This window comes from Pseudomonas sp. LP_7_YM (genome assembly GCF_004364435.1).
GTDB lineage: Bacteria > Pseudomonadota > Gammaproteobacteria > Pseudomonadales > Pseudomonadaceae > Aquipseudomonas.
The window spans coordinates 237,314-262,658 of sequence record NZ_SOCT01000001.1 but is presented as its reverse complement, the minus strand read 5'-3'; the positions used below and the strand labels follow the sequence as shown (position 1 = coordinate 262,658).

Genomic DNA, 25,345 nt, shown 5'->3' with positions numbered 1-25,345 from the left:
CATGATCACCATTCGCTCATTCCGCGACCTGTTACGCCTGTTTTTCATTTTTCGCCGCGAGATACGCATCACCGTCATCGCGACCTTCACCATCATCGTGCTGGGTGCTTTTCTATTGCCCAGCCGCTATGAATCGACTGCGTTGCTGCTGATCAAGCCGGGACGCGACACCAGCACCGTGCCGATCGAGCTGGCCGACCGCCAGTCCATCGCCACGCCCAGCGCTCTGCGCGATCCGCTGCTGGATGAGGAACGCATGATCACCGGCCGCCCGATTACGGGTCTGGTGGCGCAGCAATACATGGAAACGCTGGCACATGCTTCACAGCCTTCCGGGTTCATGGCGACCCTGAAGAATGCCCCCAATATCGCCTTCGACTGGCTGGCCAATGCCATGCGCAGGATGTTGGAGGTCATGGGACTGCTGGCGCAGCGCACGCCCGAAGACCGTCTGACAGAAGAGATGCAGAAAAACTTCAAGGTGAGCCATGATCCGGGATCTTCCGTCATGGAGCTGACGCTGACCTGGAACGACCCGCAGATTGCCCAGGCAGTGTTGACCAACTGGGTCGAGCGCTATCAGGAAGAGCGAACCCGCACCCTCGGACGCGTCAGCCTGTATGCCTTTTATGAGCAGGCGGTCAAAGACACCCAGGCCAATATTCTTTCTCACAAGCATCAGATTCAGACCCTGCTCAACCAATTGGGAGCCATCAGCATTACCCAGCGCCTGGCCGATGTCGCTCAGGGGCTCAACGATTTGCGCACCGAGCGCAACAACACCCTGCGCTCCCTCGCCGCGACCAAGGCCGGGATCGGCAAGATTCAGGAACAGATCAACAAGCAGACTCGATTGATCAGTTCCGGCAAGGAGCTGGCGCTCAACCCCACTCGCCAGGACCTGCAGAACCGGATCAACAGCAAGGAAGTCGAGCGGCAGGAGCTGCTGCGCTCATTCAAGGAAAGTGCACCACCGGTCCAGGCCCTGGACAACGAAATCAAGGCCCTCAAGGCCCTGTGGTCGAGCCAGAGCACCACGGTGCAGAGAACCGAAAACATTGCGCCCAACCCGTTATTCACCCGTTTGCAGAACATCCTGAACGACCAGCAGGCCAGCTATGCCCGGTTGCTGGTCCAGTTGCAACAACTGGACGGGCAACTGGCGCAGCTGGAAAAAGACCGGCAACGGGCGCTGGATCTCGAACCGCAGTTCTCACACCTGCAGAGCGAACTGGAAGCCGAAGCCAAGAACTACACGCTCTATACCGACAGCCTGGAGAAAGCCCGCATCGATCAGGAGCTGGACAACAAACGCATCAGCAACATTGCAGTCATCGAACCTGCGACGTTTAACCCCAGCAAGGTCTTTCCGAAAAGCCTGATGCTGTTGTTAGTGGCGATTCCCTTGAGCCTGGGCGTCGGCGCCTTGGCGATGTACCTGTTCTACCTGCTGGATCAACGTATTCACGATGCCGACAAGATCGAGCCCCAATTCGGCGTGCCAGTCTGGACAACGCTGCAGGACCTGGGTACGCAGGGGCCACAGCACCGTAGTGCGTTCACCGCCAGCCTCTATCGCCTTTACAGTGTGCTGCCGCTCAAGCAGGTGCCGCAGCGAGGCCTGAGCATCGGCATGACTTCGGCCCATTCCGGCGAAGGGGTGACGTTCATCGTCGAACATCTGCGCGATCTATTGCAGGAGTTGGGTCACCGCGTTCGTGTTGGTGATGACCGACCAGTAGAACCAGGTGAAATCCAGCTCATCGACGCGTCGGCCTTTTTCACGCGCCAGGAAACGTTCATCCACCTGCGCGACGCCGACCTGATCGTGCTGGTGCTGGAAGCCGATAAATCCACAGTGCCGAAGCTGCAGAATGCTCTCGCTACCCTGTCCACAGCCTTTGGCCGCGTTGACGGCGTCATCCTTAATCGTCGGCATTTCCAGATCCCGCAGAAAGTGTTGACCTGGCTTGGCCGCTATCGGAGTCAATCCTGAGATGCAGATCGCCCTCCTCGCCCCGCTGCCGCCCGAGCAGAATGGCATCGCCGACTACGCCGGTCATCTGAAGCAGGCGCTTGAGGATCTGGGCGTGCGTGTCAGAACCCCGCTGCAAGGTGTCGGCAACGATCCCCAGGCCGCCCGACAGCGGGTGAATGAGGTCGACTGGCACGATTTCGATCTGGTGCACGCTGAAATCGGTGGCGGACGCCTCGCCGAATTCCATGCCTTGCTAGCGTTGCGCCAGCGTTTTCCGCATCTGCCCCTGACTGCGACGGTGCACGACCCGGAGCGGCTGGTCTGGCGCAGGCAACACCTGCCGTGGCCACTGTCGATGATGGCATCGCTGCGCTCGCCCTTGCCGGAAGTCGCTACCGTCCTGGCAGACCCGCTGTGTCTGCACGAGGAGCGTCAGCTGGCGCGACAACTGACGCGTCTGATTACCCTGACCCAGGCTGGCAACCGCAGCCTCAAACAACGCATGAGGCTGCGGCAAGCGCAAATGGCGGTGGTTCCCCACGGCAACCTGTCCATCGCACCCGTGCCGCTGCCGCCGCTGCAACCCCTGAAACTGCTCTACTTCGGCTTCATCTACCGTGGCAAAGGCATCGAGGATCTGCTGGAGGCCCTCGCCCGGCTGTTCGTGGCAAAACCCGCTTTGCGCCCTCAAGTACGGCTGACCCTGGCAGGCGGTAGTGAACCGGAAATGGCATTCGGCCCTTCCGGCAGCTATCTGGAGCAATTGCGCCAACGTATCCGCGAGTTGGGGCTCACGGATTTGACCAGCTGGCACCTGGATCTACCCGCGGCGCAGATCCCTCAGGTGATCCAGGCCCACCACGTCATGGTTCTGCCCTACCGGGAGTCGAGCAAACTGAAGATTCTCGGCACGCTGCGGGGCACCAGCGGCGCGTTGTCGTGGGCCACAGCCTGCGGGCGTGGGGTGATCACCTCGGACGCCCGCTCGTTCGCCGAGGAAGTGTCCCACGGCAACGGCGACATCTATCCGCAGGGCAATGTTCAAGCGCTGACCGATGCCCTGTCGCGCCTGTGCGAACAGCCGCAAATGGCTCAGGTGTGGGCTGATCGGGCCGCGGTCCTGGGTCGGGAGCGGGTGTGGAGCCTGACGGCCGAGCGCTTTCGCGAAATCTTCCAACATGCTTGCGAGGTACGCTGAATGAAGAGCAAAGCGTTATTGGCGATGGCGGTTCTCAGCGCCAGTGTGTTGACCTGCGTTACCCCGCCAGCGGAGGCTGAAGTCCTGTTGCGCGGGCAACGCGCCGTGACCTGGAAGGATTTTCTGGGGGTCAACGTACAGTTCCAGTACTTCGCCTCGCAGGTCTACGACAAACAAATGACCCGGCTCGACGAACTGGGCCTGAACTGGATTCGCTGGACCCTGCATTGGCCCGTGCTGGAACCGGTGTTGGGGCAGTACAACCTCACGGACCTGGATGCCGCGATGAGCGCCGCCCGCCTCCATAATTACAACACTGTGGCCTACATGGTCGGCTCACCAACGTTTGCCAGCAGCGCGCCGCAAGGCGCCACCAATCCGGGTCAATACCCGCCCCGGGATAACAGCCTCTTCGCCCAACGCATGACCGCGCTTGCCGGGCATTACCCGCAAGTCAGTCACTGGCAGGTGTGGAACGAACCGAACATTGTCTGGCTGCCCCAGGCGGATCCGGTGGCCTATTACCAATTGCTCACCACCACGGCCAGTGCCATTCGCAGCGCACTCCCAGGCAAGCCGATCGTCACCGCAGGCGTTGCGTATTACGGTCAGGTACGCGGCTCGACTCGCTCGATGCTGCAGTCGATGGTCGATCAGGGCCTGGCCAGTCAGGACATCATCGCCGCCTACCATCCGTATTCCGAATACCCGGAAGGGGACTCGGTGACCGATCGTGATTTTCTGACACTCGCCAACACCCTGAACAAAAGCCTGCATGATGCAGGTGTCAGCCAGGTGTGGGCGACCGAATGGGGCTGGTCGAGCTACAGCGGACCGGTGGAGATGCAGCACCTGGTCGGCGTCGACGGCCAGGCCGATTACACCCTGCGTCGTCTGGCGATGATGAGCACCATGGATTATCAGCGCATCTTCCTGTTCAACCTTAGCGATCTGGATCAGCGCGCCAGCGTCCGCGACCGCAGTTACGGGCTGCTGGATCTGGACGGCGAACCCAAGCCTGTCTACACCGCGCTGAAAAACTTTCTCGATGTCACCGGGCCGACCCTGCAACCGGCCGATCCACCACCGGCCACGTCGATGCCGGCGGATCTGTTCGCTATTGCCTGGGACAAGCCCGACGGCACGCACCTGCTGATGGCATGGAGTGCCAGCAGCGCGCCATTGAATTTGCCCGGCATCACCACTGCCACCTTGTACGACCCTCTGACCGGCAACCGGCGCGACCTGGCCGATGCCAAAGGCGTGACAATGCCGTTGGCCGCCACTCTGCAAGTCCTGGCCTGGAAACCCTAGTCATGCGAATTCTCTGGACACTGCCCTACTTACCCTGGCCCACCACCAGCGGCGGCAAGACACGGGAATATCACCTGCTGCATAACCTCGCAGCCCGCGGACATCGCATCACTTTACTGGTGCAGTCCAAAGCCGCACTCGACGACGCTGCGCGCGATGCGCTGGAACCGTGGCTGGAGCGGCTGATCGTGGTGCCGCGACGGCCGTTACGCAGTCTGCGCACGTTGCTGGCGGTGGTCTTCGCACACCCGCCGATGCTGGCCAGCGTCAATGGCTTTTCGCCAACACTGCAGGATCAGTTCGAGACCCTGCTGCAAGAACCCTGGGACGTGATCCAGATTCAGCACAGCTATGCCTTCCAGCCGTTCGAAGCGCCGCTCAGGCAATCCGGCAAACCTTTTATTCTGGTCGAGCACAACATCGAGTCGGGCCTGGGGGCGGCAAGTTACCTGGGCTTTCCCGGCTGGGCGCGGCCGTTCGTGCGTTTCGATCAATGGCGTTATCGGCAGTGGGAAAAGCGTATTTTCCCGCAGACCCGCCAATTGGTCGCCGTGACTGAAGATGATGCCAAGGGCCTGACCCGCATGACCTCGCGTGCGACCCGTCTGGTGGTCAATGGCGTGGATTGCGACTACTACGCCCAGGTCAACCCGGACCGCTACAGTCGCCGCCTGTTGTTCATTGGCAATTACGAGTACGGGCCAAATGTCGACGCCGTGCAATGGGCGCTGGAACAGATTATGCCCAAGGTCTGGCAGATCGACCCGATGGTACGCCTGACCATCGGCGGATATGCCTTGCCCCACAGTTGGCCACAGCGCTGGGCAGATCCGCGCATCGACTGGCTTGGCTACATCCCGGACTTGCGCACGGTACAAAAAGAAGCGGCAATCTTCTTTGCACCCCTGCGCGAAGGCGGCGGCTCGAAACTCAAGGTCCTGGAAGCCATGGCCGCAGGCCTTACGGTCGTGACTACCGAGCAGGGAAGTTCAGGGCTGCAGGTCATCAACGGCACCCATTATCTGGGCTGTGACGATGCCCAGGGCTTGGCCCGGATGCTGGCTGAAGCCATTGAACAGCCTGCGCGGCTGGCCGGAATCGGCGAGGCCGGCCGGGCCTATGTGCGTCAATACCACGACTGGTCGGTGTCCGCCGCACAGCTGGAAAGTATCTACTCACAGCTACACAAGCAGGAGGACACGCACGTATGCGCGTAGGACTGGATTACCGGCCCGCGACGGGCTTCCCCAACAGCGGCATCGGGCGGCAGAACATCGCTCTGGAAGAGGCCTTTCGCGCGCACTCCGATGTGCAGTTGCAGCTGTTTAGCGTGGGGCCTTATGACCATGCTATCCGGCGCATCGCACACTGCCCCGCGTGGGCCACGCCGCTCAACGGCATTCATCGTCTGCCCGAGCGCCTGCGTTTCGAGGCGCAGTTTTTGCCTGGCGCGCTGCGCGAGGCCGAGATCGAGGTCTACGTGGCGAACATGAACATGGGCTTGCCCATTGGCCACAAGCCCACGGGCATGCGCTACGTCCTGCAATTGCATGACCTGTTTCAACTGACCATTAAGAACAACCATGGCTCGACACTGAAGGCAATGATCTATGGCCTGACCGATCGACTCTCCATCGGTCACTCGGTCAGAGCCGCCGATCGTATCTGGGCACCCTCGCAATTCACCGCCGACGAAACCGTGCGCCTGTTTCCCCATGCCCGCAGCAAAATCAGGGTCATGCCCCATGTCGTGGAAGGCTTCAGGGCGGCGCCCGTCGAACTCGATACGCCGCTGCCAGAGCGCTTTTGGTTGTGCGTCGGCACCCGTGAGCCGCGCAAGAACATCCCGTTCTTCTTCGACGCCTGGCAGATCGCCCGCCGACAATTCCCCAGGACCCCGGACCTGGTACTGATCGGCGGCAGCGATTGCCTCCAGCCAGCACAGCGCGAGACCCCGGGACTGCACGCCATCAGTGGTATCAGCGACGGCCAGCTGCACCATGTCTATCAACAGGCACTACGGCTGTGGCAACCCTCGTATGGCGAAGGCTTCGGCTTGCCAGTGGTCGAAGCCCTGAGCGCTGGCACTCCGGTAGCCGTGGCCACCGGCTCGTCACTGGATGAGGTGACGCCGCACGACAGCCCCCGGTTTTCGCCCACAGACCTTGCCGCGCTGGTGCGACTGATGGGCGTGTTGTCTACGGCAGAACCTGAGCATTGCGCCCCGCTCAAAGCCTGGGCGGACAACTATAGCGTCGCCGCTTTCCGTCGCCGCTTCAACGAAATGGTCGAGGAATTGCGCTGATGCCGCTCGCGACGCCCGTGGGCGTACTGATTGCACTGGTGTTTGGTGTGCTGGTCTGTCTATTGTCGCCAATCCAGGTGACGGCGGCTCTGATCGGTGTGGCGGCGGCCCTCACGATCATCCGCCGTCCGCTGCGCGGGCTGCTGCTGTTCGGCGTGCTGTCGACATTTTTGCCGTATGCAACGGTGCAGATCGGCATCCGCACCACCGTGTCAGAGGCGTTGCTGATGCTGGTCTGGGCAAGCCTGTTGGCGCACCGTCTGTTCACGCTCTATACCCCGCCGCTGAATCTGCTGCGCACCGAACGCTGGATGATCGCACTGATGCTGTTCAGCGCCCTGCCGTTCGTGGTCGGGCAACTGACGGTTCACGTTGAAGGCAACGGACCGATCAATTGGGTCCGCTGGCTGTTCAACCTTTCACCATTGTTTCTGGTGCCACGCCTGCTCAGCGATGAACATTCGCGCGAACAGATGATTGTCGCGTTGTTGATCGGGACGCTGTGCCTGTTGCTGCTGTCGATCCCGGTGTACCTCAAGAGCGGCAATTCGACAGCGATCATTGCCATCATCGGTGGTTTGGGCTACAGCAATCTGGATACGCTCAACCAAGGCCTCAGCGGCTTTTCGACCCGCATGGGCACCCCGTGGACTCACCCGAACATCGCCGGCGGCGCGATGGCGATGCTGCTGCCACTGGCATTCTGCATCGGTGCTACCCGTCAAGGGGCGGTACGTGTTCTGGGATTGGCCGTGGCCTTGCTGGCGTTGGCCGGCCTGCTGTTCACCGGTTCCCGCGGAGCCCTGGTCAGCCTGATCGCAGTCATGTGCTGGATGGCGCGTAAACGGGTGCCTTATGTTGGCCGCATGCTGATGGGCGGAGTCTTCATAGGTTTTTTGTTGATGATGCTTTATCCGCCCCTGCAAGAGCGTCTGATGGGGCTTTTCACCGCCGACGACGCGAGTACCACGGTGCGCTTCGCAGAATATTCACACTTCCCGGAGGCCATGAGCATGTTCCCGCTGGGTATCGGTTTCAAGGTCGATCCGCCGATCCCCGGGACTCGCCTGTGGGGCATCTCGAACCTGTGGCTGAACTACATTTACAAGCTTGGCGTGCCCGGCATGTTGCTGTTCGTCGCGGTCACGGTCAGTTGGTGGCGCGAGGCCAGGCTGCCGCGCAACGCAGTGGCGTTGAACCGGGATACCGCGATCTGGCTGGGCACGCGGGTTGGCGTCATGGCGGCCTTGGTCAGCGGCCTCTTTGACCACTATTTCAGCTTCACCATGGTGCTGATTGCAGTGTTCTGGCTGCTGCTGGGCTTGAACCTGCATGAAGCCCGGCGCCTGCAACAAACAGCGCAGCGCACTGCATCCGATTTGAGGGAAAGACCATGAAGCACCGCATGATGCACTCGCACAATCTGCGTCAGGCCCTGCCCGAATACGCGCGCAAAATGGGTGTCAGCGCCGGGGAGCTGGAGAGCACCTATGACTGGATGCTGGAAAACGAAGTGTGTTTCGAAACCCGGATCAAAGACCAGACCCTGTGCTTCATCAGCTATCTGGATATTCAGTCGCGCATCGAGCCGCCGCTGGCCCGGCGCTTTTATCGGTTGCTGACTCGGGAAACCGCCGGCGCCCTGATCCCGCTCTACGGGATCAACTGGCCGACCTTGCGGGATCGCATGCTGCGCACTTGGGAGCAGGCCTACAACATCCTCATCTGCAAGATACCCAGCCACACCCTGCGCCTGTTCTGGCTGCGTGTGGGTGGGGCGAAAATCGGCAAAGGCTCGACGGTATGGCGCAATACGGAAATCCTCGGAGTCGATGGCCTGCGCATCGGTGAGGACAGCACCGTCGGCTGGCATTGCCAGCTCGACGCACGGGGCGGCCTGATCATCGGCAACCACGTCACCATCGCGTCCCATGTGCTGATCATCGCCGGCGGGCATGACCTCAAGGCTCCGGAATTCTGGGCAGTGGGCGGCCCGGTCTATATCCGTGACTATGCCTGGATCGCCAGTCGGGCCTTGTTGTCATTCGGCGCCGACATCGGCGAAGGTGCGGTGGTCGGGGGCGGTTCAGTGGTGTCCAAGGCCATCGCGCCCTATGCCATCGTCAGCGGCCCGAACGCCGAGATCAAAGGTGAACGTGCCCGTGGCCTCAATTACAAAGTGGGCGGCAAAGGCCTGTTCACTTTGTTCCACTGAGTTCGCTCCGTGTTCGGTTCGACCTTATGGCTGACCCTGGCCACTCTCACAGGGCTTGCAGCAGGCTTTGCCCGCGAGTGGCTGCTGGTCGCGGCATGGGGCGCTGGCGGGCGCAGCGATGCGTTTCTGGTGTCGCTGTTTCTGCCCGAAGCATTGCGCATGGCGCTGGCCGCAGGCCTGTTGAGTGCCGCAGCGCTGCCGCTTTATCAGCAACGTTCAACGCAGGAACAGCGCAACTGGCTCGCAGCCTTGGCGCCACAGGTGCTGTTGTGCGGCTTGGGGCTGGGCGTTTTGCTCAGCGTGGCCTCGCCACTCTGGGTGCGCCTGATCGGGCCGGGACTGGACGATGAAGGTTACGCTGTGGCAGCCAGCTCGCTGCACTGGCTGGCGTGGTCAGCGCCAGGGTTTCTGCTGCATGCCCTGCTCTGCGTCCCTTTGCAGGCCCGTTCGCGCTTTGCCCTGGCGGGCCTTGGATCGTTGCTGTTCAATCTGCCGCCGGTGATCTATCTGGCCATGATGCGCCACGACGCGTCGCCCACGGGTCTGGCCGGTGCCTGCCTGCTGGGCAGCGTGCTGATGCCCGGTGTCCTGCTGCCAGCGCTGCTGCGGGACGGCTGGCAACCTTGGCGCCGGACACAGGCGCCAGGCGCAGGTCGCGAGTTGCTGCAGCGCATAGGGCCATTGCTCAGCAGCAATCTGGCGAGCCAAGGCCTGGCGCTGATGGAGCGCATGGTGGCGTCGCTATTGGGCGAAGGCGCGGTAACCTGGGTCAACCTGGCGCGCAAGCTGATCAATCTGCCGTTGATTGCGCTGATGAGCCTGAATCAGGTGCTACTGGGTTTGATGAGCGGCACCCAAGGCGATCAACGCATGGCGCTGCTGCGCAAGGGTCTTAGCAGCGCGACCTTGCTCACCGTACCCGCCGTGGCCGGGCTGATTGGCGCATCGGGCGCACTGGTCACGCTGCTGCTGCCGAATCAGGCAGTTGCTGGGCCGTTGCCGGAACTGCTGGGCTGGTTTGCCGTGCCTCTGATGTTCGGCGCCTGGAACGCCTTGCTGGCCCGTTACGCCTATGCGGCGGGCGATACGCGGCTGCCGCTCAAATGCGAACTGACCGGCAGCCTGCTCAACGCTGCGCTGCTAATGATTCTGCCGTTGTTCCTGGGGCTTATCGGTATCGCCATGGCCGCTGTGTGTGGCGCGATCCTGACTGGCGTGCTGCTGATGCGCCGTCAGCAGTTGCTCAACCCACTGCCATGGCGTCAGCAATGGCTATCTGGCGCGGCAATCATGCTCCTGGCCGCGACAGTGCTACATCCGCTAAGCAGTATATGGCTGCAATTGGGGTTGAGCTGCGTGTATGGCGCGGTAGTGCTGGTGGGGCTGGCGCTATGGCTCAGGCCGTGGCGGCGGGCATGACATGTTTGAACGTTCAAAATACGCTTGGGTTTCAGTGCATCCGGAATAGATGAATGACCCGGGTTATATGGCTATCACCGGCAACGCCCAAGGTCTGATCTCGGCGGGTGTTCGACTGATGTCTCCATCGGGAACAGGGGGCTCTGCGTCGGGCATCCAGGAGAAGCACTATCGCGTGAAGCTGAGGGGAGCGGTGATCTCAAGACTGGTGATCTCAAGACTTACGGTGGACAGCCCCCATTGTGTTTTGCAGGGTGATGAAGTGATACAGGAACACCTTGAGATACGCCATCGGGACATCGTCTGGACTCATCTCGCTGCCGGAACCAGTGGCTACGCATCATCGGAACAAGCAGATTCAGCAGTCCAGTGAACCGGGTCAAGGTAACGCGGCGCGACAACCCCAGTGACTCCAGAGCAGCATTGATCGGCCCGAGTGCGAGGCCGCGACGAGAGATGCAGGCGTGTTCGTAGCGGGCGAAGTGCTTGGTGTAATCGGTTGGTTGAAGATGGGCGTTACGGAAGCAGGGGTTGTTTTCGTTCGTTTAAAAGCCAGCAAGGTGAAAAAACTGGCATTCGGACAGTGTATGAGTGCACCAGACGCACGAATCATCAGCGCAATGCTGACGCCTCATGCAATGTCGTGGTCCTGCTGCGCAGGTTCGCTGTCCCAGAAACGCTTGTACATGCCCAAGCGCCGCTTCAATGGCCGGGATAACCGCGCCTCCTGCTTGCCCAGCTTGAATGCCAGCAGCTTCAACCCATTGCGTATCAGCGAGGACGGCCACAAATACCAACGACGAACACCGAGGAAGTCCAGCTCGGATTTCACGTAGCGCCATCCCTCGCGCCGGGCACCGCCGAAGCTGGCGTGAATCCACGACTCTCGCGCCTGAAAGACACCAATGTCGAAATAGCGGCGAAACTCCTCGCGCAGGGTGTAATTGTGGGAGTGCCTGCACACAGCCGAGCCTTGATAGGCCACCTTCCAATGGGACAGGAGCATTTTTGCGGCGACGTACATGTCTTCGGAAAGAATCACATGCCGTGGAAAGCCGCCGACCGCGCGCAACGCGTTCCTGCGGTAGGCTGCAAAAGAGTTGGACATGAACGGCACCTTGATGCCGAGCTCTGGGATGTCCGAGAGGGTCTTGATACGCGACACCGGCGGGTAATTGAACCAGCGGGCGTGCTGGGAAAGGACGGTGGCATCCAGATGTGGCAGCTGACGGCCACAGACCGCCCCAACCAAAGGGTCTTCGAAAGGCTGGAGGATGTTCTCCACGGCGCGAGGATCTTGGAGGTACGCGTCCTGAGTCAGATAAACGAAGACGTCGTAGCCTGGGTGAGTTTCAGCCATCATTTGCCGCGTGCCACCGTGATTGAAGTCCTTACCGGCAATCTGGATGACATCGTTGCAACGCGCTCGTGCCACCTCCCATGTGCCATCAGTGGAGCTGGAGTCCACGATCAGCGTGGCAAAGGTGGCGGTCTGGGCAGACAGGGAGTCGAGCAGCCGCTCAAGCTCCCGGCGCCCGTTATACGTCGGGATCACACAGGCTACGCGCAAGGACTGCATAACAATACTCCGGGGCAACGACTGGATACCCACTTGTCATGACGCACTTGAAGCGTAGCTCAGCACCGCGATTGGATCCCGCCGTCGGTCAGCCCATCACCTCGCTCAATGGGATAAAGCCCAGCAGATCACCTTCGGCCACGGTGGTGCCTTCAATGACCTCGATCAAACCATCTGCCCAGGCGGCGCTGCGCAGCACTCCGGAGCTTTGATTGCGATAGGCGACCAGACGGCCCTGTTCCAGACGTCCACGCAGGTATTCGCGACGGTTGCCGGGCTTGTCCCAGACGAAACCGGCAGGCACCTTGAATTGCAACGGCTTGACCAGGCGCACGCCCAGACGCCGCAACAGATAGGGTCTGGCCAGCAACGCGAAGGTCACCAGCGTAGACGCCGGGTTACCCGGCAGGCCGATCACCGGCACCCCGCGAAAATGCCCAAAGGTCAGCGGCTTGCCCGGCTTGATCGCCAGTTTCCACAGTGAGATTTCACCCTCTTCACGCAAGGCATGCCCGAGAAAATCGGCCTCGCCCACGGACACACCACCGGTTGACAGAATCAGGTCGACATCGCCCAACGCACCCAACGCCGCGCGGGTTTTTGCCAGATCATCCGGGAGGATGCCCGCGTCCACCACCTCGCAACCCAAGCGCTTTAGCCAGCTGCACAGCAATACGCGATTGCTGTTGTAGATCTGCCCCGGCCCCAACGGCAGCCCTGGTTCGATCAGCTCGTCGCCCGTGGACAGCACCGCTACGCGCGCGCGTCGCACTACTGACAACCGGGCCAGACCCATGGTCGCGGCTAGCCCCAGCTCAATGGGTGTCATTAGGGTTCCTGCGTCCAGCACCTTGTCGCCGACCGTGGTTTCCTGGCCTCTGGGCCGGATGTTCTGCTTCCCTCTTAGCGGCTCAAGGATACGCACACGCTCGTCTGCCAGAACCTCGGCATTTTCCTGCATTTCGACGCAATCGGCGCCTTCAGGCACAGGAGCGCCAGTGAAGATCCGCGCGCAGGTGCCGGGCTGCAATGGCAACGGCGCCTGACCGGCGAAGATGCGCTGACTGACTGGCAACGGCTCGCCCTTCCAGTCCGCGACACGCAGGGCATAGCCGTCCATGGCGCTGTTGGGCCACGGCGGAAGGTCCAGTGTCGAGACCAGATCTTCGGCGAGAATTCGACCCTGCGCGTCAGCCAGGCCCACCGTTTCACGTTCGGTAATCGGCGCGCCCTCGGCCAGGCTCATCAAGCGTTCCATGGCCTCCTCCACCGGAATCAGGCCGCGCGGTTCAGGCTTGCTCATTGGCTCTCACCCACGGGTTGCGCACGGTTCGGCCTTTTTCAGGTGCGGCACGAAATTGCAGGGACGGAAGCTGTTGTTCAACTGGTCGGCAAGAATCCCGTCCCAACCAGTACGCACTGCGTTGGTCGAGCCCGGCAGGCAGCACACCAGCGTGCCGTTGGCCAGGCCAGCCAGCGCACGGGATTGAATGGTTGAACTGCCAATGTCCGGCACGGATATCTGGCGAAACAGCTCACCAAACCCGTCGACCTGTTTGTCCAGCAGGCATGCCACGGCTTCGGGGGTGCTGTCACGACCGGTAAAGCCTGTGCCACCGGTGATCAACACCACCTGGACGTCATCGTCGGCAATCCAGGTGGCGACCTGAGCGCGAATCTTGTAGAGGTCATCTTTAAGCAACACGCGCTCGATCAAGCCATGGCCGGCAATGGTCAGGCGATCGACGAACATCTGTCCGGAGGTGTCGTTATCAAAGGTACGCGTGTCGCTGACGGTGAGCACGGCAATGTTCAGCGGCACGAAAGGTGTGTCAGCCTTGGCTTTCATCGGCTAGGTCCAGTTGTCGGGGAAACAGTGCGGTGTTATATCACAGCACCCCTTTTTTCTGCGCTGAACGAGTTTGCCATGACTGCATCCGACACCCTTGCACCCTGTTCGATCCTGATGCTGGCCGGCGGCCAGGGCCAGCGCATGGGCGGCCGGGACAAAGGATTGATCCTCTGGCGCGGGGAACCGCTGATCAAGCATCTGCAGCGCCTGACGCGGCCACTGACTGACGACCTGATCATTTCCTGCAACCGTAATCACGAGCAGTACAGGCTGTTGGCCGATCAACTGGTGCACGATGACCAGTGCGACTTTCCTGGCCCTTACGCAGGTATTCGTGCAGGATTGGCCGTGGCTCGCCATGATTTCCTGCTGGTGATGCCCTGCGACACCCCACTGCTGGATGTGGAGCTGTTGCAAGGCCTGCGCCAGACGGCTGCCAACGACCTCGGCAAACCGGCGATGGTGCGCCAGGGCGAGCAGTGGGAGCCTTTGCTGTGCTGCATTCCGGTGATTCACCGGCAGGTTTTCGAGCAACACTGGCTGCAAGGTCAGCGCAGCCCACGCCGCACCATGGCAGAACTGGGCGCTGTGGCATTGCAATGCGAAGCGAACGATCCGCGACTGGCGAATCTCAATACACCGGATTTATTGATCGACATCAGGCAGTGATCCTGTCAGCCGTGTTTCATGGAAGAACCTGCGATAGAGCAAGATTTCATGGAACTTTGCTGACGATCGCTGCGTCAGACCCATGACTACATAAAGAATCACCCTCGGAGACACAGTAATGAAACAACGGACTATTCCCGCAGCCTTCCTGCTTGCTCTTAGCCTGGCTTCCCTTGCCGGCTGCTCTTCGCCCACTGTGATCACTCTGAACGACGGTCGTGAGATCCAGGCGACCGACAAGCCGAAGTATGACGAAGATTCCGGTTTCTACGAGTTCAAACAACTCGACGGCAAAGAGACCCGCATCAACAAGGATCAGGTTCGTACCGTCAAAGAACTGTGATCTGCGATTGAATACAAAAGACCCGCCTGGTTTCGGCGGGTTTTTTTCGTTCCGGATCCGGCGCCTGTCTGATTCCCTTTCCTGGCAACTTGCTGCCTGTAGCTTTCCTGATACATTCAAGACAAGCGCCTGACACCTGCCACCATCACCCTTCCGCCCGGCTCGCCAGCGAAGTAGCATGGCAGTGTCGTTCCTCATTCGCGGCCCATTCAGGCAGCATCACATGGCGGCAGCAACATGCAGACAATCCCCGACAGCAATACCGCCAGTCCACCGACCGAAGAGCGGCGCTGGAACACCCGCGCGCTGATCGTCGACGACGACGTACCGATCCGTGAATTGCTCTGCGACTATCTGGCCCGGTTCAACATCCAGAGTACCGGCGTCACCGACGGCAACGCCATGCGCCAGGCGCTCGCAGAGGAAACCTACGACGTCGTGGTGCTGGACCTGATGCTGCCCGGTGAAGACGGCTTGTCACTGTGCCGCTGGCTGCGCAGTTCGTCGGACATCCCTATCCTGATGCTGACCGCCCGCTGCGAGCCCACCGACCGTATCATCGGCCTGGAACTGGGCGCCGACGATTACATGGCCAAACCCTTCGAACCTCGTGAGCTGGTGGCCCGTATCCAGACCATCCTGCGCCGGGTCCGTGACGATCGCACCGAAGAACGCACCACCCTTCGATTCGACAACTGGCGCCTGAACAGCGTCCTGCGTCAGCTGACCGCCCCCGACGGGTTGGTCGTGCCGCTGTCCAACGCCGAATTCCGTCTGCTGCGCGTCTTCCTGGAACGCCCGCGCCGGGTGCTCAATCGCGAGCAACTGCTGGATGCCGCCCGCGGTCGTTCCATCGAGGCTTTCGACCGCAGCATCGACCTGCTGGTCTCGCGCTTGCGCCAGAAGCTGGGCGATGACCCTAAATCACCGCAATTGATCAAGACTGTTCGGGGCGAAGGCTATATGTTCGACGCCAAGGAGATTGGTTGATCCGCTCTGCCGATACGCTTTTTGCCCGACTGTTCGGCGGCGCGCTGCTGGCCATCTTTCTGGCGCACCTGTTGGCCTTCATGTGGTTTCATCATTACGGCCCGCCGCCACCGCCCATGCAACAGGGCGATCACCGCGAGGCACCCGGCGCGCCCCACGGCCGATCTTCCACGGCCATGGACGCACTGCGGCCGCCACCGCCGCCCCCAGGGCGTGCGCCTTTCTTTGGGATTCCACTGATTCCGCTGTTTTTCCAACTGGTGACGCTGGTCATCGCCGCCTGGTTCGGCGCCAAAGTCTTGAGCCGACCGGTGCAACGGATCAGCGATGCCGCCGAGCGCTTGAGTGAAAACCTGGACAGCCCCCCCCTGGCCATCACCGGACCGCGAGAGGCACGCCAGGCTGCAACCACATTCAATTTGATGCAGCAAAGAATCCGCGAGCAGGTCCAGCAACGCGGACGCATGCTCGCTGCGGTGTCTCACGACCTGCGCACGCCCCTGGCCCGCTTGAAGTTGCGGGTCGAACAGATCGAAGAGCCCAAGCTGCACGGACAGATGTCGCAGGACCTGAACGACATGATCGCCATGCTCGACGCGACGCTGACCTATCTCAACGAGCAGCGGACCAGCGAGGTCCTGCAGTATTTCGACGTACAGGCCTTGATCGAATCCCTGACCGAGAACGCGCAGGATAACGGTGATGACGTCGAGTCCAGCGGCAGTTGCCGCCCACTCAAATCCCAGCCCATGGCCCTGCGTTCGTGCCTGCACAACCTGATCGACAACGCCCTGCGCTATGCCGGGCATGCGCGGGTGGTCATTGAAGATTCCAGCGATCGGCTGTTGGTCAGGGTGGTCGATTCAGGCCCCGGTATCCCGGCGCACATGCGCGAAGCGGTGTTTGAGCCATTTTACCGGGTTGAGGGTTCACGCAATCGCAATTCCGGCGGGGTCGGCATCGGCATGACCATCGCCCGCGAAGCCGCACGGCGCATGGGCGGTGATCTGCGACTTGAAGAAACGCCGGGCGGTGGCCTGACCGCTGTGCTGGATTTGCCGAGAGTCTGAAGACCCGTTTCCCTTCCAAGCTGACCGCGCAACTCGGAGGCGAGCGCTCGCGAAGATGCCGATCCGGTCACCCAAGGGCTGTCCGCAGTCCCTCAGTCTTTTTAAGCAAGCTCACCGCCACGGGTTTGAGCCGCTCGATGAATCAGGGACTTAAGTGGTCATCCATGAAGACGCCCTCTGAACGACGGTAAGCCCGCCGTTACACAATCAACATACCCGCGACACCTTCACCCTGGACGCTGCATAAGCCGGTGCACCGTGCCGGTTTTCATTCATCTGATGGGGAGTCAGTCCGATGGTCACAGGCATCAGCGGCAGCAGCAGTTATTCCGGTTACGTCAGCTCGAGCACCAGCGCCAGCGCTACATCCAGCAGCAAGAAATTCGCCGACGAGTTGCTGAAGAAACTCGACACCAATGGCGACGGCAGCATTGATAAGGACGAGCTGAGCTCGGCGCTGTCATCGGACTCAAAGGACGGCATTACCGTCAGCCTGAGCAAGGCTTTTACCGATCTGGACAGCAATGACGATGACAGTCTGGATGCCGATGAACTGGCCGCCCTGACCCCTGCGCCACCCCCGCCGATGCAGATGGATGCAGGCTCAAGCGCCGATCAAGCGCAAGATCTGCTCAGTGCTCTGGATACCGACGGCGATGGCAGTATCAGCAGCGATGAACTGACTGCAGCCCTGAAGAGCTCGGACAGCAGCACCGACAGCAGTCAGGTCTTCGACGCTCTGGACACCAACAAGGATGGCACCGTCAGCCTTGATGAGCTGACCGCCAGCCTGCAAACCCAGCAAGCGCCACCGCCGCCTCCCCGGTCCGAAAACGCCAGCGACCTGTTCAGCAGCCTAGACAGTGACGGTGACGGCAGCATTAGCGCCACCGAGCTGACCAGCGCCTTGCAAAGCGCCAACTCGGCCGGTAGCACTGCCTCCACCACCAGCAACGCCTCGACCAGCACCGACGCGATCAACTCGCTGCTCAGCGCGCTGGATGCCGACAGCAGTGGTGGCGTTAGCTCCGACGAACTGAGCGCCGCCCTCAAGCCTGACAGCAGCACTGAGCAGCAAACCGCCGCCACCAAAGCCAGCGAGGCGCTCAATCGCATGGTTGCGGCCCTGAGCGACCGCTACAACCTGAACAGCGATGCGACAGCGGGCAAGCACGTCAGCACTTCTGCCTGATGAATGAAAACCGCCGCATGACTTGCGTCCTGCGGCGGCGTTGATAGCACACTGGCGTTTTTATTCGGATAACTGCCGCACCCGGCTTCCGGCGACCCAATCCAGCAACAGGCTATAAGCCACCGCTAACAGCGTCGGCCCGATGAACAGTCCGATGAAGCCGAATGCCAGCAAGCCGCCGAACACGCCCAGCAACACGATCACCAGCGGCAGGTTACCGCCACGGCTGATCAGATAGGGCTTGAGTACGTTATCCACGCCACTGACGATGAATGTGCCCCAAAGCCCAAGAAAAATCGCCATTCCGTATTCGCCTCTCCAGGCCAGCCAGGCCGTGGCCGGGATCCAGATCAGCGGTGGCCCCATGGGCACCAGGCTCAGCAGAAACGTGCCGATACCCAGGACCAGCGCTCCGGGAATGCCTGCGATCAGAAAACCGATCAGGGCCAGCACCGCTTGGGCCGCCGCAGTGCCGATAACGCCGTTGACCACCCGCTGGACAGTGCCCGCCACCAGATCGACGTAATACTGCGCCCGGTCGCCGATCAAACGCTCCAGCAACCTGAGTACAAATGCCGCCAGACGCGGACCGTCACGGTAAAAAAAGAAAACGAAAACGATACTCAGGGTCAGTTCAACAATGCCGCCGCCGATCTGAGCGCTGCGCGCCAGCAGCCAGTTGCCGACCTGCCCCAGGTAGGGTTTGATGCTGGCCAGCAAGGCAGCGCCCTGCTGATCGATCGTGGTCCAGTAACCCACCAGCCGTTCGCCCACTAGTGGAATACCCCCCAGCCATGTAGGCGGATCAGGCAGCCCGTCGACCTGAACGTCCTTTATGAAAATCGTCGCGTCGCGCACATGATCAGCCAAGTTGAAGCCCAGCCACACCAACGGCGCCGCCACCAGCAACATCCAGACTAGCGTCAGGATGGCCGCCGCCAGCGACTCACGGCCGTTGAGCGCTCGGGTCAGCAGGCGCATCAACGGCCAGCTGGCGAAGGCCAAAACCGCGCCCCAGAACAGCGCCGACCAGAACGGCGCCATGACCCATAGGCAGGCACCGAATAACGCCAGCAGTAGAATCTGCACCAACAGGCGATCGTTATTAAGCATGAGTTCGGCCCTTAAAAAAATTGCGCAGACTTGCAACATAACGACCAACCGAACGGCTTGCCGCCAGCCCGGCTTTAGCCATAAGGGGCCGGATGCGCTTCAACGAATGAGTTCGAGGATCAGCCCTTGGGTTTGCTGGTTACCGGCCTCCAGGCGCGCCGCACGCACGCCGCCGCCGACCAGTGCTTGACGCCAGGCCTCGCCCTGCGGACCGGAAATCGTCACGCGCAAGTTGCTGTCCATATTCAGGCCTCGGGACAGAAGCGTAATCCAGGGCTCTGCGGGGGCACCGGTAAGCATCGGCAGCTCCAGGTCTCCAGAATCCTTCAGCTCACGCAGCAAGGTCGCGGAAGTCGGCATCAGCACACCCAGCGGCGCACTGGCCTGAAATTGTTCGACGTGCAGGTAGGCCCGGCGATTGCCTCGAGTGATGCTGTACAGCGCCATCAGCTTGTCGTTTTCAGGCGCCGCCAAACGCACCAGCAGATAAGCCTGGCCGCTATCAGTGCCGTACAGTCTGGAATTGCCAAAGATCTCATTGGCCCACAGGCTGCTCTCTCCACAGTCCCGCGCCTGACACCAAAACAACAGTTGCGCACCCTGCTTGTGCAAAGCCTGGCGTGCAGCTGTGAACGCCTCATCGGCCGATCGTTCGGCCGGCAACTGATAGGTCACGGAAGAAGCGCTGCCGCGGGCCGATACCTGACCATCGAAACGCAGCTGGCCGCTGATCTTGCGAACCGCTCCGAGCGGGTATATTCGCTCAAGTTCGACGGCGGGCCGGTAATCGACGATTTCCGAGTCAATGGGGCGTGGCAGATTTTCGAAATTCTGACTGCCCGCAATATCGGCTGCATGACTGAAGCTGGCGTTACCGCTCAGGCACAGCAGCAACGCCACAGCAAGTGAGGCTCGTGGTAAACGCATAGAGGCTCTCATTCCCGGGCAATCGAGGGGCAAATAAATACCGCACGGGTGTGCGGCATGGGGCTAGGTGAACTCATCGAACATGGGCGCTGGTCCATCGTGTCGTCTCCTGTTTCAACCCACCCAGCCTCGACAGTTGCACAGCGCAAGTCAAGAAACGGCGAAGAACCGATTGAAACAGTCTGCAACAGCGTTCGCGCCTGCCTCGTCATTAAGGTGCAGATGATGCCCGCCGCCCAGCACGGTGACCGCAAACGGCACGTTGTCGAGCAGCGCCTTGTTCTGCACCAGCATGCCCTCCTCGGCGACCACCAACTGCGCGGGACAGCGCACGGCATCCACGAAGGACAGCGCTTGCGCCTGGGTCAGGCGGCTCGGCGAGGGCAGCGTCAGACGGCTGTCGCTGCGCCAGGTGTATCCACCGGGCACCGGCATCAGTGCGCGTTGAGCCAACAGCTCGGCGGCGTCGCGACTCACTGCAACCAACCCTTTCATACGCGCCTGGACAGCGCGATCCATGTCGGCATACACCGGCTTGCGCTTGCTCGACACCGCCAGTTGCGCGTGTAACGCCGCACCCATGCGCTGCGCAGCGCCTTCGGCCTCGCCCAGGGGCGGAATCAGCCCGTCGATCAGCGCCAGGCGACTGATCCGGTCGGGCAAGGCGCCGGCAAGGATCACCGAAACAATGGCGCCCAGCGAATGGCCTAACAGCGAAAACGTCTGCCAGCCCATTTGCTGCGCTACCTGCAACACGTCATGGGCGTAATCCGCCAACGCGTAGCTCGCGCCGGGCGGACGATGGTCGGAATGACCGTGGCCTGCCATGTCCAGGGCCAGAATGCGCAAGCCATCGAGTTTCGGTGCCAGTCGGGCAAAGCTGTTGGCGTTGTCCAGCCAACCGTGCAACGCAATCACCGGCTGGCCGTCCTGCGGCCCGAACAGGTGTGCGGCCAGTTCGATATGCGGCAGGCTCAAACGGATTTCTTCGACGCAACAAGTCATGCGCTGGCCCGCTGAAGGGTTGCAGTATCAATAGCGAACCGAGCACGAGCATCCCAGCGAGCGAACAGGCGCTTGAGCATTTGCGCGGTGTCCTCGGGGTGCTCCAGCGGAAACATATGCCCGCCAGGGACCGAAAGGTATTCGCCTTCGCGCATGCTTCTCACCGACATCGCGTGATGGCGACGCACCACATCGCTTTGCTCACCGCGGACCATGGCCAGCGGCACTTGCAGATGACGGGCGATACCGGGGCTGGTGTGGGGCACGCTGCGGTAGATACTGATCTCGGTTGCCGGATCGAATCGCAAACGCAACTGCCCTCCATCAGCTTGCAGCCCGTGCAGCAAATAGGCCTCGAAACATTCGGGATCAAAACGTCGGAACAAGGTCTTGCCAGAGAAGTAACGGCGGGCAGCGGCCAGGTCACTGAACATTTCACGACGGCCCACTGTGCGTCCAGCCGGAGTGATGCGGTCAATGAAGCCAAAGCGCTTGGCCGCCCGAATTATCCACTGATCGAATCGTGTAAGCAGCGGCGAATCGAGCATGACCACCCCGCGATACAACTCGGGATGACGCAAGGCTGCATGGTAATGCAGCACGCCCCCGAGGGAATGCCCGACACCCCAGACCGGTTGCGATTGTTGCTGCAAGTGATGAATCAGTTCGTCAACAAGATTCGGCCAATTGTCGGTGACCGGAAAACGCGGGTCGTGAGCATGCTGCGCCAGATGAGTGACGTCAAATGCCTCCCCCATTGCTGCGAACAACTTGCCGTAAGTCGCGGAAGGAAAGCCGTTGGCGTGAGCGAAGAAGACGGGTTGAGTCATGCCGGCGTTTCCAGTGGGCTCTGATCAGGGTGCGATTGTGCGCGCCAGCGTCCCCCAGCGGCAATGACCGGAACGGCCATCGGAAATGACACTCCGGTCACTGCCTTGAAAAGGCCTGCCTCAAAAAGCTTGTGTGAAACGGTCCAGGCACGCTTTGATGTACGCCACTTGGAAGGCATAGGTCTCATGGACCGCAGCCTTGGCTTCAACCGAGAGCTTCTGTTTCTTGAACCCGAGAAGACCGGTCTGCATCAATTGCACTGCATCGTCCGCCGCTTGCTGAATTTGGCCAGATCATCGCTTTGGGGATATTGGGATTTAACATCATTAACCCTGCGATCGGCTTCGTCCCTCAGCGCCTGAAACTCGGTATTGGTCAGTAACTGGTCATCGTAAATACGCGCCAGCCATTCATCCAAGTCGTTATTGGCAGCCGCTGACTTGTTGGTTTGCAGTTCGACCAGATCGCTGCTCAGCTTGGCCAGTTCAATGGCTTTATCATGGATTGCTTTACTTAATGCCTGAAAGTCCTGGCTCATGGTGATGCCTCCTTGATGCAGTGATGTTTCATCTTGAAACAGTGCAAGGCTAATCCTCTGCACTTGCATCGACAACTGTCACTTCTGACAGTTGTCGGCTGGAAGAAACGCGAGTTTGAGTCAGCGTTCGGGAGGCTGTTCACCCAGCGGAACAATTGCAACGGTCAGCCGTGAGATGCAACTGGTCTTGCCTTCATCGCTGGTCAGGCGAATATCCCAAACATGCGTGGTGCGGCCGATGTGGACAGGATGCGCCACCGCAGTGACCCGCCCACTGCGCAGGCCGCGCAAGTGGTTGGCATTGACTTCCAGGCCGACACAGAAATATTTGCACGTGTCGATGATCAGATAGCTGGCAGAGGAACCGACAGTTTCCGCCAGCACTACCGAAGCACCGCCATGCAGCAGCCCATAAGGCTGGTGGGTGCGATGGTCGACTGGCATGCTGGCTGTCAGCGATTGATCGTCGAAATCCTCGAAGCGAATGTCCAGCGCCTCGCCGATGGTGTTCTTCTGCTTGGCATTCAGGGCATCAAGGTCCGGGGTTTCACGCCATAGGCTCATTGTTCTTCCTTGTTATTGAATATAGGCGTCATCTAAGAGTGCCTGTGAATATTGCAGGAGCCAGCATCACCCAAAGGATAGGAGCATCACCCTGGATGCCGTACCCCTAGCAGACTCATTGCCCCTTGCAACGGAAAGTCCGCTTCGAGGTGGGCGAGGCTGGCGGTGTTCATGGGTTCGGCCTGCTGCAGGTTGCCATGTACGGCCAGCCCGATCAGTGCACCCGCCAATGGCTGGTGCGTCACCAGCAATACATCATCCGATGCATAGCCATCCAGATTTTCCAGCACCTTGCGCGGATCGCTGTCAGGGGTCAGCCACGGTACGGTGACCAACGAATCGGCGAAATCCAAGGCCTGGCGAACCAGTTCGGCGCTTTGCTGAGCGCGCACATAGGGGCTGACGAGGATCCAGCGCGGTGGCTGGCCCAACAAATGCGCGGCACTGATCAGCACCTCTTCGCGCCCAGGGGCGGTCAACTCCCGTTCGGCGTCCGTACGCGCCCGATACTGGGCCTCGCCGTGACGCAGAATCCACAATTTCATGACTTCGGTTCCTCATCCCGAACCGGATTCCGGGCGGCGGGTACGCTGTGCGGCGCCTCCCCTTCCGGCGCGCGTGGCGCAGGCCAGTCGGAAAATGGCCAAGGCTTCTGGTCGGTATGGAAGGTACCGAAGCGACCGATCTGTGCCAGAAACAGGCTCAGACTGTCGCCGAATGACATCAGGCTCAGGCTCGGCGCGCCGTAAAAAAGGCGATAGGCCAATTGCACCAGCACAACAACTGCCAGAACGATTTCCGCGACCTGCCAGACCACAACAAACACCACCATCCACAGGATGCGCAGCAGGATCGATTCGTGTTGCTTGAGTTTTGACTCGTTCATAGAGCTTCTCCACGGAGCTTAAGATGGACGAATAACAATGCCGCGAAATCAGTTGAAGCCGCTGGTCGAAATAAAGTCGACGTCTGTCTTGGGTTCGGCGCGCATGAGCAATTCGATGACCTGTTCCAGCGTGCGCCCCTCGAAGAGAATCGCATGCAGGCCAGCGACCAGCGGCATATACACCTGGACCTCCTGCGCCTTGGCCTTGAGCACCTTGAGCGTGTTAACCCCCTCGGCCACCTCGCCCAGCCGGGTCACGGCTTCGTCCAGGCTAAGGCCCTGCCCCAGCGCAAACCCCACCTGATAATTACGGCTTTTGGGCGAGGAACAGGTCACGATCAGGTCGCCCACCCCGGCGAGACCGAGAAACGTCATCGGGTTGGCGCCTTGGCTGACGGCAAACCGGGTCATTTCCGCCAGGGCCCGGGTGATCAACATGCTTTTGGTGTTTTCGCCCATGCTCAACGCCACGGCCATCCCGGCGATGATGGCGTAAACGTTTTTCAATGCCCCGCCCAGCTCCACGCCAAACCGGTCGGCGCTGGCGTATACCCGGAACGTACGACCGTGCAAGGCGGCCTGCACCTGCTGGCAGAGATCTTCATCTTCGCTGGCGACCACGGTGGCGGTCAGCGCATGTTCGGCAATCTCACGCGCAAGGTTCGGCCCGGACAGCACCCCGATGCGGGCCTCGGGGGCGATGTCTTCAAGGATTCCACTCATCAGCTTGAAGGTCTGCGCCTCGATGCCTTTGGTCAGACTGACCAGCATTTTGCCGGCCAGCAACTGGACATGGGGCGTCAGCACACTGCGCAGCGCGCTGGAGGGCAAGGCAACGAAGACCAGTTGGCTACTGCTCAGGACGCTCTGCAAATCGGTGACCGGCTCCACCGCCTCAAGCACCTTGATGCCTTTGAGGTAGCGCGGGTTTTCACGATTGACGCGAATCGCTTCGGCCTGCTCGGGGTCACGCATCCACTGCAAGACCCGGTGGCCGTTCTGGGCCAGCAGGTTGGCCACGGCCGTACCGAAGCTGCCGCCACCCAGAACTGCGATCGGTTGCTGTTGGGTCATAAAACAATCCATTTAGAGCCATCGGATCTGGCGATGGCAGCATTATACGGAGCACCGGGCCCGCCACCAGCGGCAAAATGCGGCAGCGCGGCTCATTGGCCATCCTCTGACTCTTCACAAGGAAAATGCCTACGGCTCGGTTAAGATGCGCGCATCGGATGAAAATTCCACCGCGCCGCCGATCAGCTATTGCCCGAGCATTTTCGATGAGACCAGTCAACAACCCGGCCTCCTTCCGTGGCATGGAGCAGTCCATGCAATGGCGAATGTGGCGTCCATGACA

27 protein-coding genes are annotated in these 25,345 nt (G+C 60.8%); 14 read left to right on the top strand and 13 right to left on the bottom strand.

The genetic code is table 11. The features are described from left to right. Position 1 precedes the first annotated feature (1 nt). From EC915_RS01260 to EC915_RS01220, 9 genes are all read left to right on the top strand, one after another. Positions 2 to 1,996, top strand: a complete 1,995-nt coding sequence (locus EC915_RS01260) for an exopolysaccharide transport family protein (RefSeq protein ID WP_133748714.1) — start codon at positions 2 to 4, stop codon at positions 1,994 to 1,996. A gap of 1 nt (position 1,997) precedes the next feature. Continuing rightward, positions 1,998 to 3,176 (top strand): glycosyltransferase, encoded by a 1,179-nt coding sequence (locus EC915_RS01255; protein WP_133748713.1) that lies wholly within the window; start codon positions 1,998 to 2,000, stop codon positions 3,174 to 3,176. Next, a complete protein-coding gene (locus tag EC915_RS01250; protein WP_133748712.1) occupies positions 3,177 to 4,490 on the top strand; it encodes a cellulase family glycosylhydrolase in 1,314 nt (437 codons plus the stop codon). 2 nt (positions 4,491 to 4,492) lie between these two features. After that, on the top strand, positions 4,493 to 5,707 hold the full coding sequence (locus EC915_RS01245; protein WP_133748711.1) for a glycosyltransferase family 4 protein: 1,215 nt from the start codon (positions 4,493 to 4,495) through the stop codon (positions 5,705 to 5,707). After that, positions 5,698 to 6,795 carry a glycosyltransferase family 1 protein gene (locus EC915_RS01240; RefSeq protein WP_133748710.1) on the top strand — a complete coding sequence of 366 codons (1,098 nt, stop codon included), beginning with the start codon at positions 5,698 to 5,700 and terminating at the stop codon, positions 6,793 to 6,795. Before EC915_RS01245 ends, EC915_RS01240 begins: the two co-directional genes overlap by 10 nt. After that, a complete protein-coding gene (locus EC915_RS01235; RefSeq protein ID WP_133748709.1) occupies positions 6,795 to 8,192 on the top strand; it encodes an O-antigen ligase in 1,398 nt (465 codons plus the stop codon). Before EC915_RS01240 ends, EC915_RS01235 begins: the two co-directional genes overlap by 1 nt. Beyond that, positions 8,189 to 9,010, top strand: a complete 822-nt coding sequence (locus EC915_RS01230) for an acyltransferase (protein WP_133748708.1) — start codon at positions 8,189 to 8,191, stop codon at positions 9,008 to 9,010. Before EC915_RS01235 ends, EC915_RS01230 begins: the two co-directional genes overlap by 4 nt. A gap of 9 nt (positions 9,011 to 9,019) precedes the next feature. Then, positions 9,020 to 10,429, top strand: coding sequence for a lipid II flippase MurJ (locus EC915_RS01225; RefSeq protein WP_133748707.1), 1,410 nt, complete (start codon positions 9,020 to 9,022; stop codon positions 10,427 to 10,429). Positions 10,430 to 10,496: 67 nt separating this feature from the next. After that, positions 10,497 to 10,802 (top strand): hypothetical protein, encoded by a 306-nt coding sequence (locus tag EC915_RS01220; protein ID WP_305955370.1) that lies wholly within the window; start codon positions 10,497 to 10,499, stop codon positions 10,800 to 10,802. Between the two features lie 258 nt (positions 10,803 to 11,060). Here EC915_RS01220 and EC915_RS01215 read toward each other — a convergent pair whose 3' ends face one another. The 3 genes from EC915_RS01215 to moaB form a co-directional block, all read right to left on the bottom strand. Further along, positions 11,061 to 12,008, bottom strand: coding sequence for a glycosyltransferase family 2 protein (locus EC915_RS01215; protein WP_133748705.1), 948 nt, complete (start codon positions 12,006 to 12,008; stop codon positions 11,061 to 11,063). 88 nt (positions 12,009 to 12,096) lie between these two features. Continuing rightward, entirely contained in the window at positions 12,097 to 13,311 is a 1,215-nt protein-coding gene (gene glp / locus EC915_RS01210; protein ID WP_133748704.1) for a gephyrin-like molybdotransferase Glp, read from the bottom strand. Positions 13,312 to 13,317: 6 nt separating this feature from the next. After that, the gene (moaB, locus tag EC915_RS01205) at positions 13,318 to 13,857 is read right to left on the bottom strand and encodes a molybdenum cofactor biosynthesis protein B (protein WP_133748703.1); all 540 of its coding nucleotides are present in this window, start codon (positions 13,855 to 13,857) and stop codon (positions 13,318 to 13,320) included. Between the two features lie 78 nt (positions 13,858 to 13,935). Here moaB and mobA point away from each other — a divergent pair, with 78 nt between their 5' ends. The 5 genes from mobA to xopAW all read left to right on the top strand — a co-directional run bounded on the left by mobA (position 13,936) and on the right by xopAW (position 18,124). After that, positions 13,936 to 14,529 carry a molybdenum cofactor guanylyltransferase MobA gene (gene mobA / locus EC915_RS01200; RefSeq protein ID WP_133748702.1) on the top strand — a complete coding sequence of 198 codons (594 nt, stop codon included), beginning with the start codon at positions 13,936 to 13,938 and terminating at the stop codon, positions 14,527 to 14,529. A 118-nt stretch (positions 14,530 to 14,647) separates the two neighbouring features. Continuing rightward, positions 14,648 to 14,872 carry a YgdI/YgdR family lipoprotein gene (locus tag EC915_RS01195; protein ID WP_133748701.1) on the top strand — a complete coding sequence of 75 codons (225 nt, stop codon included), beginning with the start codon at positions 14,648 to 14,650 and terminating at the stop codon, positions 14,870 to 14,872. A gap of 237 nt (positions 14,873 to 15,109) precedes the next feature. Then, positions 15,110 to 15,862: a response regulator gene (locus tag EC915_RS01190; RefSeq protein ID WP_133748700.1), complete on the top strand. Its 753-nt coding sequence runs from the start codon at positions 15,110 to 15,112 to the stop codon at positions 15,860 to 15,862. Next, positions 15,859 to 16,932: a HAMP domain-containing sensor histidine kinase gene (locus tag EC915_RS01185; RefSeq protein WP_133748699.1), complete on the top strand. Its 1,074-nt coding sequence runs from the start codon at positions 15,859 to 15,861 to the stop codon at positions 16,930 to 16,932. Before EC915_RS01190 ends, EC915_RS01185 begins: the two co-directional genes overlap by 4 nt. 295 nt (positions 16,933 to 17,227) lie before the next feature. Continuing rightward, positions 17,228 to 18,124 carry a XopAW family type III secretion system calcium-binding effector gene (gene xopAW, locus EC915_RS01180; RefSeq protein ID WP_133748698.1) on the top strand — a complete coding sequence of 299 codons (897 nt, stop codon included), beginning with the start codon at positions 17,228 to 17,230 and terminating at the stop codon, positions 18,122 to 18,124. A gap of 60 nt (positions 18,125 to 18,184) precedes the next feature. Here xopAW and EC915_RS01175 read toward each other — a convergent pair whose 3' ends face one another. From EC915_RS01175 to EC915_RS01135, 10 genes are all read right to left on the bottom strand, one after another. Beyond that, positions 18,185 to 19,237, bottom strand: a complete 1,053-nt coding sequence (locus EC915_RS01175; RefSeq protein ID WP_133748697.1) for an AI-2E family transporter — start codon at positions 19,235 to 19,237, stop codon at positions 18,185 to 18,187. Positions 19,238 to 19,336: 99 nt separating this feature from the next. Next, positions 19,337 to 20,176, bottom strand: coding sequence for a DUF4892 domain-containing protein (locus EC915_RS01170; RefSeq protein WP_133748696.1), 840 nt, complete (start codon positions 20,174 to 20,176; stop codon positions 19,337 to 19,339). Positions 20,177 to 20,314: 138 nt separating this feature from the next. Then, entirely contained in the window at positions 20,315 to 21,169 is an 855-nt protein-coding gene (locus EC915_RS01165) for an alpha/beta hydrolase (protein WP_133748695.1), read from the bottom strand. Further along, the gene (locus EC915_RS01160) at positions 21,166 to 21,999 is read right to left on the bottom strand and encodes an alpha/beta fold hydrolase (protein WP_133748694.1); all 834 of its coding nucleotides are present in this window, start codon (positions 21,997 to 21,999) and stop codon (positions 21,166 to 21,168) included. The genes EC915_RS01165 and EC915_RS01160 overlap by 4 nt, the downstream gene beginning before the upstream one ends. Before the next feature lie 120 nt (positions 22,000 to 22,119). Next, on the bottom strand, positions 22,120 to 22,251 hold the full coding sequence (locus tag EC915_RS25070) for a hypothetical protein (RefSeq protein WP_256658621.1): 132 nt from the start codon (positions 22,249 to 22,251) through the stop codon (positions 22,120 to 22,122). Further along, positions 22,251 to 22,538, bottom strand: a complete 288-nt coding sequence (locus tag EC915_RS24950) for a hypothetical protein (protein WP_177413338.1) — start codon at positions 22,536 to 22,538, stop codon at positions 22,251 to 22,253. Before EC915_RS24950 ends, EC915_RS25070 begins: the two co-directional genes overlap by 1 nt. A gap of 120 nt (positions 22,539 to 22,658) precedes the next feature. Beyond that, positions 22,659 to 23,102, bottom strand: coding sequence for a hotdog fold thioesterase (locus EC915_RS01150; RefSeq protein ID WP_133748693.1), 444 nt, complete (start codon positions 23,100 to 23,102; stop codon positions 22,659 to 22,661). 86 nt (positions 23,103 to 23,188) lie between these two features. Next, entirely contained in the window at positions 23,189 to 23,647 is a 459-nt protein-coding gene (gene sixA, locus EC915_RS01145; protein WP_133748692.1) for a phosphohistidine phosphatase SixA, read from the bottom strand. Then, entirely contained in the window at positions 23,644 to 23,988 is a 345-nt protein-coding gene (locus EC915_RS01140) for a DUF4389 domain-containing protein (RefSeq protein WP_133748691.1), read from the bottom strand. The genes sixA and EC915_RS01140 overlap by 4 nt, the downstream gene beginning before the upstream one ends. 48 nt (positions 23,989 to 24,036) lie before the next feature. Further along, positions 24,037 to 25,062 carry an NAD(P)H-dependent glycerol-3-phosphate dehydrogenase gene (locus tag EC915_RS01135; RefSeq protein WP_133748690.1) on the bottom strand — a complete coding sequence of 342 codons (1,026 nt, stop codon included), beginning with the start codon at positions 25,060 to 25,062 and terminating at the stop codon, positions 24,037 to 24,039. Positions 25,063 to 25,345 lie beyond the last annotated feature (283 nt).